We start from the raw sequence: 15030 nt of genomic DNA, 5'->3' as shown, positions 1-15030 counted from the left end.
CATGACCGAGTCACCGCCGATCACCGTCGGCGTCGACGGTTCGTCTTCCAGCCCCGCCACGACGGCCCACGCCGCGGCGATCGCCACCCGGCGCGGGGCGCCGCTGCGGATCGTGCACGCCTACCTCAACCCCCTGTACAGCTACCCGATGCTCGCCTATGCCGGCGACCCGTCCGACGTCGAAATGCGCGAGCACGCCGAGCGGATCCTCCGCGAACTCGTCGAGAGCGTCCGCGCGGACAACCCGGGCCTGGACGTCGAGGGCGAGTTCGTGGACGGCACGGCAGCCGCGGCGCTCGTCGAGCGTTCGGCGGGCTCGGCCGTGACGGTGATCGGTTCGCGCGGCCACGGCGGCTTCGCCGGCCTGCTCCTCGGTTCGGTGTCCACGCAGGTCGCCGGGCACGGAAGCGGCCCGGTCGTGGTGGTCCACGACCGGGACGGCGAGCGGGCGGAGGACGCGCCGGTGGCGGTGGGCTACGACGCTTCCGAGGGCTCCGAGTCCGCGCTGCTGTTCGCCGCCGACGAGGCGCTCTCGCGCGGGACGGTGCTGGAGGTCTTGTGCTTCCACACGCCCGGCGACGATGAGGAGCGGCCGAAGGCCGAGGAGATCGTCGCCGACGCCGTGCGCCGCCTCACGGCGAGCCACCCGGACCTGAAGGTCGACGGCCAGGCCGTGGAGGGCATGGACCCGGCCTTCCGGTTGATCACCCGCAGCCGCAGTGCGGCGCTGACCGTCGTCGGTTCGCGGGGAATGGGCGGCTTCACCGGGATGCTCCTCGGTTCGGTCGGGCGGACCCTGCTGCACCACGCCTACGGACCGATCGCCGTGGTCCACCCGCGCGAGGTGCGGGACCAAAACGACGGCTGACGGCCCCGCCACGGGGGCCCTCATCAGTGGCCGGAGTTCGCGCGAGCGGGCTCCGGCCACTCGCGTCTTCGTAGAATGACGTGGTCACCGGCGTTCCCACGGCGGCGTCAGATGGCGAAGGAACCCGCCCTCGCCCGGGGTGGCCGGGGCGCGGAGGCCGTGGGATTCTTGTCGGCGCCGACCGGACCGGCCCGCGGCCGACGGCACGACGGGAGCAGAGCATGGCCGAAGAAGCCGGTGAGCCCGACAAGTCGGGCCGCCATGCCACCGCACGCCTGGCCGACCTCCGGCTCGGCGAGCTCCTCGACGAGGTCCGCGACCGGCTCGACGAGATCGCCGAGACCCGCGACCGCCTGCAAGGCCTGATCGACGCGATCATGGCCGTCGGCGCCGGCGTCGAACTCGACTCCACTCTCCAGCGGATCGTCCAGGCCGCCGTCGAACTCGTCGACGCCCGCTACGGCGCGCTGGGTGTTCTCGGGCCGCACGAAGGGCTCAGCGAGTTCGTCTACGTCGGCATCGATCCCGGACAGCGGCAGAAGATGGGCCACCTCCCCGAAGGCCGGGGCCTGCTGGGCCTGCTCATCGACGACCCCCATCCGATACGGCTGCCCGACCTGAGCGCGCATCCGGCCTCGGTGGGTTTCCCGGCCAACCATCCCCCGATGCACAGTTTCCTGGGCGCGCCGGTCAGGGTGCGCGACAAGGTCTTCGGGAACCTGTACCTGACCGAGAAACGCGGCGGGACGGAGTTCACCGCCGACGACGAGATCGTTCTCGGTGCGCTTGCCTCGGCGGCCGGGTTCGCCGTGGAGAACGCCCGCCTCTTCGAGGAGACGAAACTTCGGCAGGGCTGGCTCGCGGCCTCCTCGGAGGTGCGTTCGGAGCTGCTGTCAGGAGTCTCGACCGACGACGCGCTCGAACTCGTCGCCCGCCACGCCAAGCAGCTCAGCCGCGCCGACAGCGTCCTCATCCTGATCGACACGCACGGTTCCGGTGAGGTGCTCACCGTCCGGACCGGCTCCGGGGACACCATCGACCCGCTCGTCGCCACCTCGGCGGCGACGCGCTCGCCCGAGCTGCTCGCCGTCGCACGGGACGGCTCCCCGATGCCGGTGCCGGACCTGGAGGAACTGCTCGGCGCGGAGCTGGGCGGGCACCCGGGAGCGCTCGGCCCGGCGGTGGCGGTACCGCTGCGCTCGACACAGCGCATCAGCGGTGTCCTGCTCGCCATAAAGGAGAAGGGCGCGGTCCCCTTCGACAGTGAGCAGGTCCCGCTGCTCGCGTCCTTCGCCGACCAGGCGGCGCTGGCGCTGGAGGCCGCCGACCGGCAGCAGACCCGGCGGCTCCTGGACGTCCTCGCCGACCGCGACCGGATCGCCAGCGACCTCCACGACCAGGTCATTCAGCGCCTCTACGCGGTCGGCATGAGCCTGCAGGGAACCGTCCGGCGGGTCACCGATCCGGAGGTGCGCGCGCGGATCAGCTCGGCCGTGGAGCAGCTCGACCACACCGTCCGCGACATCCGGGGTTCCATCTTCGACCTGCACTCCACCGGCGACGAGGCGGGCAGCCTGCGGCGCCGGCTCCTCGACATCGTCACCGAACGCACCGCCGACACCGAAGTCACCTGCTCGGTGCGCATGTCGGGCGCGGTCGACACGATGGTCCCGCCGCAGCTCGCGGTGCACGCCGAGGCGGTGGTGCGCGAGGCGATCAGCAACGTCATCCGCCACGCGGGCGCCTCGTCGGTGATCGTCACCGTCGACGTCACCGACCACCTCACGATCGACGTCCGCGACGACGGGCGCGGGCTGCCCGGGAACATCGCGCGCAGCGGCCTGGCCAACCTCGCCGAACGCGCCGGGTCCTTCGGCGGTCACCTCACCGTCACCGCCGGCGACGGCGGAGGAACGCGCCTCGCCTGGCGAGTGCCCCTGCCGTAGCGGCTACTCGCCCCGGTCCCGTTCCCCTGACCGCAGGCGGGTGAGGAGGACCGCAGCCTGGGTGCGGCGCCGCATGCCGAGTTTTGCCAACAAGTGGGATACATAGTTCTTGACGGTCTTCTCGGCCAGGAACATTTTCTTGGCGATCTCGCGGTTGCTCAGGCCGTCGCCGATGAGTTCGAGGACGGCGCGCTCCTGCTCGGTGAGGGTCTTGAACGGGTCGGCCTGTTCCTGCTCGCGGCGCAGGCGGGACATGAGAGCTGCGGCGGCGCGAGGGTCGAGCAGCGAACCCCCCGCGGCCACCGTCCGGATCGCGTCGACCAGGTCGGCGCCGAGAACCTGTTTGAGCACGAAGCCCGAGGCACCCGCCATGATCGCGTTGAACAGCGCTTCGTCGTCGTCGAAGGAGGTCAGCATCAGGCAGTTCAGATCCGGCTGGACGGACTTGAGGTCCCGGCACAGCTCGACGCCGTCGCCCTTGCCGATGCGCACATCGAGGATCGCCACGTCGGCCTCCGAGCCGGGAATCCGCGCCAGCGCCTCCACCACCGAGGCGGCCTCGCCCACGACCTCGAGGTCGGCCTCTGACTCGAACAGGTCGCTGAGACCGCGCCGCACCAACTCGTGGTCGTCGACGAGGAACACCCGGATCGGCATCGCGCTTCCCTTCACCGCGCGACCGCCACGGTTGCGGGTCACGTCGGGACATGAACGCTACCGCCGACGCGCGGCGCCCGCACGCGTCCTCGGGCATCGGTGATCAAGGACTAAATGCCCTGGCCGATCTCGGCCTTGATCGACATGGCGACCGAGGCCGCCCACCCGCGGACCTCGCCGAGGTCGCGGCCGAAGACCCGGTGCCCGCGAGCGCCGGTCATCCGCACCAGTGGACGGCGCCGCCGAGCACGACGGCGTCGGCGTACCGGATCGCGGCGGTGACCAGCACCCTCATCTCCCGGCCCCGCCCGCCCGGACGACGGCGACCGGGCCGCGGGCGTGCCGCAGGAGCGTGTGGCCGACCGAGCCGAGCAGCAGGCCGGCGAAGCCGCCGTGGCCGCGCGCCCCGACGACGGTGATCTCGGCGTTTCGGCCGAGCTGGATGAGCACGTCGGCGGCCGCCCCGCTGACCTGCCCGCCATGAACGGCGGGCAGACCGGGATGCTCGGCGCGGATCCGCTCGACGAGCTCGCCGGGGTCGTACCCTCCGGCCGGGCGCTGGGAGGCGTGCACGAGGTGGAGCGGCGCCCGCCGCCGTTCGGCGAGGCGGACGGCGTAACGGACGGCGGCGACACTCGCCGGCGATCCGTCGACACCGGCGACGATCGGGCGGGAAGCGGGCATGGCGGTCTCCACTCGGTACCGGACGGCCGGCGGGTTGGCCGGCCGGCCCGTCACCATTCTCGGAGGGCGCGGCGGGTCCGCGGGAGTGCCGTGGGTAGGCGCCCGACGATGACCAAAGTCCATGGAGGCCCCGGTCGGCGCGTGTCCGGTTCCGGACCGAAGCGGAGCCTGAAGAGGCAGTCGATTCAGCGCGAAAGCCCTGGATGCGACCCTCTCGCCGCGCGCACAGTGGTGTCACCGACAGTGAAGGAGACATCGTGAACTGGCTGATCACCGGCTGCTCGACCGGGCTGGGGCGCGCACTCGCCGAACGCGTCCTCGACAGCGGCGACCGCGTCGTCGTCACCGCCCGGAACCCGTCGGCGATCGCCGACCTCGCCGAGCGCGACAACGCCCTCGCGCTACGCCTCGACGTGACCGATCCCGAGCAGATCTCCGCGGCGGTCGCCGCCGCCGGGCCGGTCGACGTCCTCGTCAACAACGCCGCCTACGGCTACCTCGCCGGGATCGAGGAGGGCGAGGACGCCGGGATCCGGGCCGTGTTCGAGACCAACGTGTTCGGGCTGACCGCCCTCACCCGTGCCGTCCTGCCGGGGATGCGCGAGCGCGGTTCGGGCCACATCGTCAACATCTCGTCGATCGGCGGGCTCGTCGTCTTCCCCGCGATCGGCTACTACTGCGCGACGAAGTGGGCCGTCGAGGCGATCTCGGAGGCGCTGGCCATGGAGGCCGCGCCCCTCGGCGTCAAGGTGACGGTCGTGGAACCGGCGGGCTTTCGGACCAACTGGGCGGCGGGCTCACTGGACGTGTCGCCGGTGACGATCCCCGACTACCAGGTCGTCGCCGAGAACCGGGCGTTCATCCCCACGGTCACCGGGCATCAGGCCGGAGATCCGCACCGCGCGGCCGACGCGATCATCGAGGCCGTGCGCTCCCCCGAGCCGCCGCTGCGGCTCCTGCTCGGCGCCCAGGCCGTCGACATGCTCCAGCAGCGGGTGAAGGACTACGAGTCCCTTGTGGAGGTCGGCCGCGACACCGCCGCGGCGGCGGATTTCCCGGACTGAACCCGAGGGCCGCCGACACCGTGCGGTGTCGGCGGCCGTGAGCCGACCGTACGCGGCGACCGCCCGCGTCCGGTCGGCGTTCGGGTCAGAACATCTCGCCGGAGACCTTGAAGCCGCCCCACGACGGGTCGAACACCGGCGCGGTGCCCTGGCAGTCGTTGATGGGCGCGCCGAGGAACTCCCACTGCCAGAAGAAGCGGTCCTGCCTGCCGTCGTCGTAGACGGTGAAGGCGACCTTCTGGCCGGTCAGGTCGGTGATCCCGCTGCCGGGCACGTCGGCGCTGCCCGCGGAGATGACGCCCGTGGCGACCGCGACGTCGCCGCCGACCGCGAGGCACGTGATGTCGCCGTCGAACTCGGCGACGAAAGCGCCGTCGGGCTTGGTGTGGGACACGTCGAAGGTCCCGGTCATGCCCCGTGCGTCGATCTCGAAGGCGACCGCGTCGCCCGCCCACTGCCCGAAGAACTCGGGCAGGTGCCCGCCCGCCGAGCCGTGCAGCCGAGGCTCCCCGGAGGCGGTGGAGGGGTCGGGCTTTCCGGGACCGGCCGGGCTGGCACCGGCGCCGGCCACGGCGGTGGTCGCCAGCGCGACACCGGCCACCGCGGCCAGGCCCCAGCGGCGGAGTCGTCGGGAATTTCGTGAGGTGTGCGGCATGCTGGACGGCCTTTCGCGTCGATTTCCTTGTCCCGCCAGCATCGCCTCGCGCGGGGGCCGCTCGCCTCGCTCCGCCGGGGTGGGCGCCTCCCTCGGGCGGGGGAATTGGCGGCGCGCCCGCCGTGCGGGTTCGCACGGCGGGCGCCTTCATCGTTCTCAGCCGCTAGAGGGAGAGGGTCCAGCCGTCGATGTATCCGACGTCGGCCGCGGCCGCGTCGGTGACCTGGAGCCGCCACTCACCGTCGGCGGTCTCGGAGGACAGGTCCACGTTGTAGACCCGGTTGAGGTCGTTGCCGCTCCCGCCCGCACGGTTGTGCAGGAAGTAGTGCGTGCCGTCGGGCGCGACGAGTTTCACTATCAGGTCACCGATGTAGGTGTGCACGATATGGACGTCGACGGTCGCGTCGGCCCGGGCGGCGCCCGGGCAGTCGGCGACGGTCACCGGGCTCTCGACCGTCATGTTGTCGCCGATCGAGTAGTTGGCGTCGTTCGTCTGCGTGCAGCCCGGCGGGCGGATGACCGTCAGCGTGTACGTCGTCGAGCGGCTGCCGAACAGTCCTGTGGCGGTCACGGTGATCGCGTACGTGCCCGCAGGGGTGGCCGCCGACGTCTGGAGAGTCAGCCTCGACGACATGCCCGAGATGACGTAGTTCGGAAGGAACCCGGCCGTCGTTGCGGCCGGCAGGCCGGACGCCGTGAGGGCCAGCGGCTGCGGGATGCCTGCGGTGGTGGCGGTGCGGACCCTCGCCTGCAGGACGCCACCGGGGAGGGTGGAGCCGGAGTCGGGGGTCACCGAGACCGAGAAGTCCAGCAGCGGAGGCTTGATTCCGCCGACGTAGAGGAGCTCGTTCACCGAGCCCGTTCCCGGGTCGGTGACGACGTCGGGGGTCGCGTCGTTGACGAGCTTGTCGCGGACCTGCTGTGGCGTGTAGCTCGGGTAAGCCTTCAGGACCAGCGCCGCCGCGCCCGCCACGTGCGGTGCGGCCATGGAGGTGCCGCTGATGGTGTTGGTGGCGGTGTCGGTGGTGTGCCACGCCGAGGTGATGTCCTGGCCCGGCGCGAAGATGTCGAGGCAGGTTCCCCAGTTGGAGAAACTCGCGCGGGCGTCGGCGGCGGTCGTGGCGCCGACCGTGATGGCGTCGGGCGTGCTCGCCGGCGAGGCGCCGCAGGCGTCGGCGTTGGAGTTGCCGGCCGCGACGACAAAGGTCACGCCGTCGGCGATCGCGCCCGTCACGGCGTCGTTGGTGGCCTGGTCGTAGCCGCCGCCGAGGCTCATGTTGGCCACCGCGGCCTCACCCAGGTCGTGGTCGGCCGCCACCCAGTCGATGCCGGCGATGACACCGGCGTAGGAGCCGCTGCCCCCGCAGTTCAGCACGCGGACGCCGACGAGCGTGGTGGCGCCCTTGGCCACACCGTGCGCGGTGCCGCCGGTGGTGCCGGCGACGTGCGTGCCGTGGCCGTTGCAGTCGGTGGCGTCGTTGTCGTTGTCCACGGTGTCGATGCCCGAGACCGCCCGGCCGCCGAAGTCGCCGTGGGTGAGGCGGATTCCGGTGTCGATGACGTAGGCGCGCACACCCGCGCCGGTGTTCGGGTACGTGTAGGAGGTGTCGAGGGGCAGGGCCCGCTGGTCGATGCGGTCAAGGCCCCATGAGGGCACAGGCGACTGCGTGCCAGCCAAGGTGACCGTGCGGTTCTGCTCGACGTACGCGACGGCCGGGTCGGCGGCGAGCCGGGCGGCGTCGGCCTCGGACATGGTGGCACTGAAGCCGCGCAGGGCGTCGGTGTAGACGACCTCGACATCGGCGCCGTAGCCGTCGGCGAGGGATCCGGCGTCCGCGGACGCCGCGACGTCGTTGAGGACGACGATGTAGGAGCCGGCGATGGCGGTGGCCTCACCCGCGTGCCGGATCTCACCGGTCTCGGGTGCGGCCTGGGCGGGCGAGGCGAGGACGCCGACCGCGGTGGCGAGCGCCGCCGCCGCGACGGCGGCGCGTCGGGCGAGGGTTAAAGGGCTCGAATGCATGGTCTCTCCTTGGGTTGCGGGCATGCGGGCACCACGACGGAGGTGTTGCTGGCGGGTCGTGGCAGTCCGCTCGGGCAGGGCGGGTTCGCCGCGCGGCCGACGGCCGTCGCGACGAGGGGCACGGGCGGTTGAGGCCCGTGGACGAAGAGTCGCCCAGCGCTCGCGCAGGGTCAAGGGAAGCGTCGGATTATTGGCGGAAGTGCTGGTGGGTCGCACATTGGGGTGCGATGCGACGGGCTCCGAAGCGGCGCGGTCTCAGCGGTCGGAGGCGCTGAGAGGGGCGGGCAGCCTCGCGGGCATCGGGGCGCACGACGAACCGGGGCGCGGTGGTAGCCCGCACCCCGGCCGTCGGCGGTGGGCCTCAGCTCACCCAGATGTTGGAGTAGCCGCTGCTCTGGTAGCCCTCGGTGGCCATGATCATGTAGTAGCGGAAGGCGCCGAGGTTCATGCCCTTGCTCGCCCAGGCGTCGAAGTGGTTGCCGGTGGTGATCTGGCCGCCGGAGTAGTTCTTCGAGGTCCGGACGCTCCAGTACTGGTCGAAGGTCTTGTTGCCCTCGACCGACGGGGCGTTGTAGCGCGTCGTCTTGTAGATGTCGTAGGTGCCGCCGTTGCTGGAGACGGTGCCCTTGTGCTGCCCGGTCGGGCGATAGTTGCCCCAGTTGTCGACGATGTAGTACTCGACGAGCGGGTTCGACGTCCACCCGTAGGCGCACATGTAGGCGTTGCCGGAGGGGCTGAAGTTGCCCGACCAGTTGATGGTCCGGCGCCCGCCGTTGCTCCAGCCTTTGCCGATCACGAAGTTGCCGGTGTTGGACCAGTTGACGGTGTAGTTGCCACCGGCCTTGAGGACCGCGGTCACCGTGCCGGGCGCGTCGGTCCAGAAGGAGTAGTAGTAGCCCTCGTGGGTGCCGGTCTGGTTGCTGGTGACGGTCTGGTCGGCGTGGGCCGTGCCGGGCAGCAGCATCGCCGAGGCGCCGACGCCGAGAGCGGCGGCGCCGCCGAGCAGGAGACTCCTGCGGTTGAAGGGTTTTAAGCGCGAGTTGTCTTCGGACATTGTTCCTCCCTGCGTGCGCCGGCGGGGCCGGCCGGTACTCGCCGGGACGCTCGACGCGATGGGATGCGGCGGCCCCCGGGTGCTCGGGGACCGGGATCCGCGGCTCACGAGGTGGCGTGAGCGACGGTTTAGTTGGAAGTCAAGACTAAGTGGACGCTCGGAAGGCTGTCAACGATTCTTGCGATGATTTTCCGGAAGTTTCGGAATCGGGTGATCTTTGCGGAATGAAGTCTTTCCAGGTCCTCCGCAAGCATCGAACGGAGAGAACTCGGCATGCGCCGCACTGGTCGGCCAACTATGGTTCCGGAAGTTTCGGCAATGCTCGCCACGTCGCCGTCGGCAGCGGAGTCCCCCTGCCGCGCCCGCGATCTCGGCGGAGCACTCGCCGCCGCTTGAGCGCGGGCTCACGGCGAACTCCGCCGGCCTGCCATTGAGGGGGACCTCCGGATCACCCCCACCCGCTTCGTGCCGTCGGATCCCTTGCTGTTGCTAGGGTTCCGGAATGTCCTCCCCGGTGGTGCTCGGCGTCGACTTCGGAACGTCCCACACCGTCGCGGTCCTGCGGCCGGCCGGTGGGGCCGCCTCTCCCCTGCTGTTCGACGGCTCTCCCCTGCTGCCCTCGGCGGTGTACGCGGAGGGGCCGGGAACGCTGCTGGCGGGGCGGGACGCGGTGCACTCGGCGCGGCTGCGGCCGGAGCGCTTCGAGCCGAACCCGAAGCGGCGCGTCGACGACGGAACGGTCCTGCTCGGCGACGTCGAGTTCGAGGTGCCGCGACTGTTCGCGGCCGTGCTCGGGCGAGTGCGCGAGGAGGCGGAGCGGGTGGCGGGCGCGCGGCCGAACCGCACCGTCGTCACGCATCCGGCCGCCTGGGGACCCGTGCGGCGCCTGACGCTCTCCGACGCCTGCGAGCTGGCGGGCCTCGGCCCGGTCACCTTCGTGCCGGAACCGGTGGCGGCCGCCCGGTACTTCGCACAGCGGCCCGGCGCCGCGCTCACCGCGGGCGAGACCGTCGCGGTCTACGACTTCGGTGGCGGCACCTTCGACGCGTCGGTGGTGGCGGCGACGCCGACGGGCTTCGAGGTCCTCGCCGTCGACGGTTCGGGCGAACTCGGCGGTGTGGACATCGACCATGCCCTGACGCTCCACATCGGACGGCGTTTCGCCGGCGACGAGCGCTGGTCGGCGCTGATGAATCCCACGGACGCCACCGGACGCCGGCAGCTGCGGCAGTTCCTCGACGACGTGCGCGGGGCCAAGGAGCGTCTGTCGCGACAGTCGAGTGTGGACCTTCTCGTCCCCGTCCTGGAGGTCGACACCCATCTGACCCGCCCCGAGCTGGACGCGCTCACCGGCCCGCTGCTCGGCAAGGCGGTCCGCCTCACCGAGGCGGTGATCCGCTCGGCCGACGTCCCCAGGGAACGACTCACCGGCGTGTTCCTGGTCGGCGGGGCCTCCCGGATGCCGCTGACCGCGACGACCCTGCACCGCGGTCTGGGGATCGCCCCGACCGTCCTCGACCAGCCCGAACTCGTGGTCGCGACCGGCGCGACCCTCGACAGCACGCCCGCACCGGCACCGGCACCGGCACCGGCACCGCAACCTCCACGCCCCGCGCCGGCATGGCCGACCGCACCACCCCCGGCGAACCCGCCGCCACCCCCCGCGCCGACCGCGCTCAAGTCGCTGCACTGGCTCCAGTTCGCGCTGCTGTCCGCCCAGTGCCTCGCGGGGCTGGTGATGGCGCTCATCGAGCCCCCGCCGACCTACGTCCTGGTCATCACGATCCTCGCCGTGCCGACGGCGCTCGCACTGGCGGTCATGACCGCCGTGAACGCCGTCCGCATCGACCGCGGAGCCGTGGGAACGCGGCGATCCGTCACGATCACCCAGACGGCCGTCATCTGCTTCACCGGGCTCGAAGCCGCCTTCATCATCGCGGCCGGGGTCCCGAACTTCCCCGTCATCCGGGCGCTCCTTTGTGGACTCCTCGTCGTCGCGGGAGTGACGCTCGGCCTCTCGCAGTTGGAACCGGCCTCGCCGTCCTCGGCGTTGCGAGGGCTCCGCGACACCCTCGTGCTGCAGCTCGCGCTGCTGTCGGCGGTCGGCGTGGTGGTCGTCGTCTGGTGGGCCGACCTGCTCGCCGCCAACTCCTCGACCGGCGCCATCGGCCACTCCCCCACCGGCACCGGACTCCTGGCCGCCGAGAGGGCGAGCGACGGCATGGGCGCCGACCTGCTGGTCGCCGCCTTGTTCACTCTCGCCGTGTTCACCATGCCGGCCGTCCTCGTGGCGAACCTCCGGACCTGGGCAACGATCGGCGAGCCGGAAAGGCGACAGCGCCTGCGGTCCTTCGAGTGGGCCTGGGTGGCGATCGCCGTCCTGTACTCGATCCCGTGGCTCTACAGCGGCCGGCACCGGCTCCTGCCGATCGAACCGGTCATCGACGGCGACATCTTCGCCGCCGTCGCCGAGGACGGGTCCGGTTTCGGCGTCGCCGACAGATTCAACGAACTCGCCCTGTGGCTGGCCGTCATCGCGGCCGTCCCGGCGGTGCTGGTCATCGTGCGACTCACGCGCCTGCCAGGCGTTCGGGAGACGCGCTCGCCGCCGCTGCGGTGAGGGCCCTCAGGACCACACCCGCCGTTCGGCACGGTCCCAGGCCGCAGCGTCACCGCGCGGCTCATACCGCACGAGGGCCTGGGAACCGCGCACCAACGCCCGCAGCGCGGTGAGGTCACCGGCGACGGCCCCGAGCGCGCGAGCCTGAACCAATACGTTCCCCAGCGCGGTCGCCTCGGCGGGACCGGCGAGGACAGGCAACCCGCAGGCGTCGGCGGTCAGCTGGCACAGCAGGGAGTTGCGGGAACCGCCGCCGACGATGTGCACGACGTCGACGTCCTTCCCCGACAGCGCCTGTGCCTGCCGCACGGCCCGGCGGTGGGCCAGGGCCAGGCTCTCCAGGACGCACCGCAGGACGGCGGCGGGCGTCACCGGCGCGGGCTGGCCCGTTTCCCGGCAGGCCGCGCGGATGCGCCCCGGCATGTCGCCCGGCGGCAAGAAGGCCGGGTCGTCGGGGTCGACGAGCGAGCCGAAGGCGGGCTCCGCGGCGGCGGCGCGCACGAGGGCGGCGACGTCGGTCTCCCCCCAAGCGCGCATGGACTCCTGCACCAGCCACAGGCCCATGACGTTGCGGAGGTAACGGATGGTCCCGTCGACCCCGCCCTCGTTGGTGAAGTTCGCCGCCTGCCCGGCGTCGGTCAGGATCGGCGCGTCCAGCTCGACGCCCACCAGCGACCAGGTGCCGCAGGAGATGTAGGCGAAGCGCTCGTCGGCGGCGGGGACCGCGACCACCGCCGAGGCGGTGTCGTGGGACCCGACGGCGATGACCTGCGGCTCGCCCGGCAGCTCCACCGAGGCCACGACCGGCCCGACGGTGGTGCCCGGCTCCCTCAGCGACGGCAGCAGCGACGGCCGGATTCCCGCCTCCTCGGCCAGGCCGGTCGCCCAGGCCCGCCGCCGCACGTCGTAGAGCTGCGTGGTCGAGGCGTTGGTGTGCTCCGCGCCGATCGTCCCGGTCAGCCAGTAGGCGAGCAGGTCCGGGATGAGCAGCAGCCGCTCGGCGGCGGCGAGCTGCGGCGTTCCCGCCATCGCCGTGAGCTGGTAGAGCGTGTTGAACGGCATCTGCTGGAGACCGGTGACGCCGTACAGGCGCTCGTCGCCCAGCCGCTCGCGCGCCCCGTGCCAGACGTCGTCGGTGCGGGCGTCGCGGTAGTGCACCGGGTTGCCCAGCAGCGCGCCGGTGGAGTCGAGCAGGCCGAAGTCGACGGCCCAGGCGTCGATGCCGATCCCGTCGAGGGTCCCGGCCCGCCGCAGACCGTCGACCGTCTCCCGGTAGAGACCCAGCACGTCCCAGTGGAGCGTGCCGCCGACGCGCACCGGCGTGTTGCCGAAGCGGTGCGCCTCGGCCAGATCCAGCACACCGTCGCCGACCTCCGCGCGGACGACGCGCCCGCCGGACGCGCCCAGATCGACCGCGGCGACTCGCACGGTGCTCACCGCAGGAACGCCGCGGCGACGCCGGCGTCGACCGGGACGAGCAGTCCGGTGGTGTGCGACAGGTCCCCCGCGGTCAGCGCGAACACCGCGTTGGCGACATGCTCGGGAAGGACCTCCTTTCTCAGGATCGTGCGCTTGGCGTAGAAGGCGCCCAGCTCCTCCTCGGGCACGCCGTACACGGCGGCGCGCTGCGCGCCCCAACCGCCGGCGAAGATCCCCGAGCCCCGCACGATCCCGTCGGGGTTGACGCCGTTGACGCGGATGCCGTGCTCGCCGAGTTCGGCGGCGAGCAGCCGGACCTGGTGGGCCTGGTCGGCCTTGGCGGCACTGTAGGCGATGTTGTCCGGCCCGGCGAAGACCGCGTTCTTCGAGGCGATGTAGACGATGTCGCCGGCCATGCCCTGGGCGATCATGACGCGGGCGGCCTCCCGGGCGACCAGGAAGGAGCCTTTGGCCATGACGTCGTGCTGGAGGTCCCAGTCGGCCTCGCTGGTCTCCAGCAGCGGCTTGGAGATCGACAGGCCGGCGTTGTTGACGACGAGGTCGACGCCCCCGAAGGCGAGGACCGCCTCCTCGAAGGCCCGGGCGATCTGCGCGGCGTCCGTCACGTCGGCCGTCACGGCGACGGCCCTGTCGGCTCCGCCGATCTGGGCGGCGACCTCGCGCGCGGAGTCACCGTCGCGGTCGGCGACGACGACGCGGGCGCCTTCGGCCGCCAGGCGGTGGGCGATGGCCCTGCCGATCCCCGACCCGGCTCCGGTGACGAAGGCGACGCGCGTGGCCAGCGGAGCGGGCGCGGGCATCCTGCGGAGCTTGGCCTCCTCCAGTTCCCAGTATTCGATGCGGAACTTCTCGGCCTCGCCGATCGGCGCGTAGGCCGAGATCGCCTCGGCGCCGCGCATCACGTTGACGGCGTTGAGGTAGAACTCGCCGGCGACGCGGGCGGTCTGCTTGTCGCGGCCGAAGCTGAACATGCCGACGCCGGGCACGAGGACGATCGCCGGATCGGCGCCGCGCATGGGCGGGCTCGCCGGATCGGCGTGGCGCTCGTAATAGGCCCGGTATTCGGCCCGGTAGGTCTCGTGCAGTTCGCGGACCCTGGCCACGACCTCATCGAACTCGGCGTCGGGGGGCAGGTCGACGACCATGGGCCGGACCTTCGTGCGCAGGAAGTGATCGGGGCACGAGGTGCCGCGCTCGGCCAGTTCCGGCATCCGCTCACGGGCGAGGAAGTCGAGGATCACGTCGCCGCCGTCGTAGTGCCCGACCTGGGCGCGGTCGGTCGAGGCGAGCCCGCGCAGCACCGGCATCAGGGCCGCGGCCCGCGCGCGGCGCTCGGCGTCGGCGAGCGGCGGGTGGACGACCGGGCCGAAGGGCTCGGGCGCGCCGTGCTCGCGGATGTGGGCCGTGGCGGTGGCGATGATCTCGCGGGAGTTGGCCTCGCATGCCTCGCTGGTATCGCCCCAAGCGGTTATCCCGTGACCGCCGAGGATGCAGCCGATCGCGCGCGGATTGTCGCGCTGTACGGCGGCGATGTCGAGGCCGAGCTGAAAGCCGGGACGGCGCCAGGGCACCCAGGCGACCCGCTCGCCGAATATCTCCCGGGTCAGTCGCGGGCCGTCGGCGGCCGTGGCGATGGCGATTCCGGCGTCGGGGTGGAGGTGGTCGACGTGGACGGCGTCGAGGAGTGCGTGCATGGCCGTGTCGATGGAGGGCGCGGCGCCTCCACGGCCGTGGAGGCAGTGGTCGAGGAGGGCGACCATGTCGTCCTCGGCCTCGACGCCGGGATAGACGTCGGTCAGCGCGCGAAGGCGGTCGAGCCGCAGCGCGGCCAGACCGCCCGGGGTGAGCGTGCCGAGGTCTCCCCCGGAGCCCTTGACCCACATCAGCGGAATGGGCCGGCCGGTGACCGGGTCGGTCGCCTCGCCTTTGGCGGAGGTGTTCCCGCCGGCGTAGTTGGTGGTGCTCGGGTCGGCGCCGAGCCGGTGCGAGCGTGCGATGAGGTCGTCGACGGCGGTCACG

General features: G+C 72.1%; 11 protein-coding genes. 4 read left to right on the top strand and 7 right to left on the bottom strand.

The window, feature by feature from the left end:
• Position 1 precedes the first annotated feature (1 nt).
• Positions 2–868, top strand: coding sequence for a universal stress protein (locus tag AB0I28_RS13650; protein ID WP_357492967.1), 867 nt, complete (start codon positions 2–4; stop codon positions 866–868).
• Positions 869–1089: 221 nt separating this feature from the next.
• Positions 1090–2814: a GAF domain-containing protein gene (locus tag AB0I28_RS13645; protein ID WP_357492965.1), complete on the top strand. Its 1725-nt coding sequence runs from the start codon at positions 1090–1092 to the stop codon at positions 2812–2814.
• 3 nt (positions 2815–2817) lie between these two features.
• Here AB0I28_RS13645 and AB0I28_RS13640 read toward each other — a convergent pair whose 3' ends face one another.
• On the bottom strand, positions 2818–3471 hold the full coding sequence (locus tag AB0I28_RS13640; protein WP_357493265.1) for a response regulator transcription factor: 654 nt from the start codon (positions 3469–3471) through the stop codon (positions 2818–2820).
• Between the two features lie 291 nt (positions 3472–3762).
• Positions 3763–4155, bottom strand: coding sequence for a universal stress protein (locus AB0I28_RS13635; RefSeq protein ID WP_357492963.1), 393 nt, complete (start codon positions 4153–4155; stop codon positions 3763–3765).
• A 257-nt stretch (positions 4156–4412) separates the two neighbouring features.
• On the opposite strand from AB0I28_RS13635, the gene AB0I28_RS13630 reads away from it, so the two are divergent.
• A complete protein-coding gene (locus tag AB0I28_RS13630) occupies positions 4413–5219 on the top strand; it encodes an oxidoreductase (protein WP_357492961.1) in 807 nt (268 codons plus the stop codon).
• Positions 5220–5304: 85 nt separating this feature from the next.
• Here the strand turns inward: AB0I28_RS13630 and AB0I28_RS13625 are convergent, their stop codons facing one another.
• The 3 genes from AB0I28_RS13625 to AB0I28_RS13615 all read right to left on the bottom strand — a co-directional run bounded on the left by AB0I28_RS13625 (position 5305) and on the right by AB0I28_RS13615 (position 8951).
• Positions 5305–5874, bottom strand: coding sequence for a hypothetical protein (locus AB0I28_RS13625; RefSeq protein WP_357492959.1), 570 nt, complete (start codon positions 5872–5874; stop codon positions 5305–5307).
• 163 nt (positions 5875–6037) lie between these two features.
• Positions 6038–7897 carry a S8 family serine peptidase gene (locus tag AB0I28_RS13620; protein WP_357492957.1) on the bottom strand — a complete coding sequence of 620 codons (1860 nt, stop codon included), beginning with the start codon at positions 7895–7897 and terminating at the stop codon, positions 6038–6040.
• Between the two features lie 361 nt (positions 7898–8258).
• Complete coding sequence (locus AB0I28_RS13615) at positions 8259–8951, bottom strand: glycoside hydrolase family 11 protein (RefSeq protein WP_357492955.1); 693 nt, start codon at positions 8949–8951, stop codon at positions 8259–8261.
• Positions 8952–9453: 502 nt separating this feature from the next.
• Here AB0I28_RS13615 and AB0I28_RS13610 point away from each other — a divergent pair.
• Positions 9454–11571, top strand: coding sequence for an Hsp70 family protein (locus AB0I28_RS13610; RefSeq protein ID WP_357492953.1), 2118 nt, complete (start codon positions 9454–9456; stop codon positions 11569–11571).
• A 6-nt stretch (positions 11572–11577) separates the two neighbouring features.
• On the opposite strand, the gene AB0I28_RS13605 is transcribed toward AB0I28_RS13610, so the two are convergent.
• Complete coding sequence (locus AB0I28_RS13605; RefSeq protein ID WP_357492951.1) at positions 11578–13008, bottom strand: rhamnulokinase family protein; 1431 nt, start codon at positions 13006–13008, stop codon at positions 11578–11580.
• Positions 13005–15029 carry a bifunctional aldolase/short-chain dehydrogenase gene (locus AB0I28_RS13600; protein ID WP_357492949.1) on the bottom strand — a complete coding sequence of 675 codons (2025 nt, stop codon included), beginning with the start codon at positions 15027–15029 and terminating at the stop codon, positions 13005–13007. Before AB0I28_RS13600 ends, AB0I28_RS13605 begins: the two co-directional genes overlap by 4 nt.
• Between the last annotated feature and the right edge of the window lies 1 nt (position 15030).

It is taken from the genome of Phytomonospora sp. NPDC050363 (assembly GCF_040655735.1).
In the GTDB taxonomy this organism is placed as follows: domain Bacteria; phylum Actinomycetota; class Actinomycetes; order Mycobacteriales; family Micromonosporaceae; genus Phytomonospora.
This window is presented reverse-complemented; position numbering and strand designations above follow the sequence as displayed.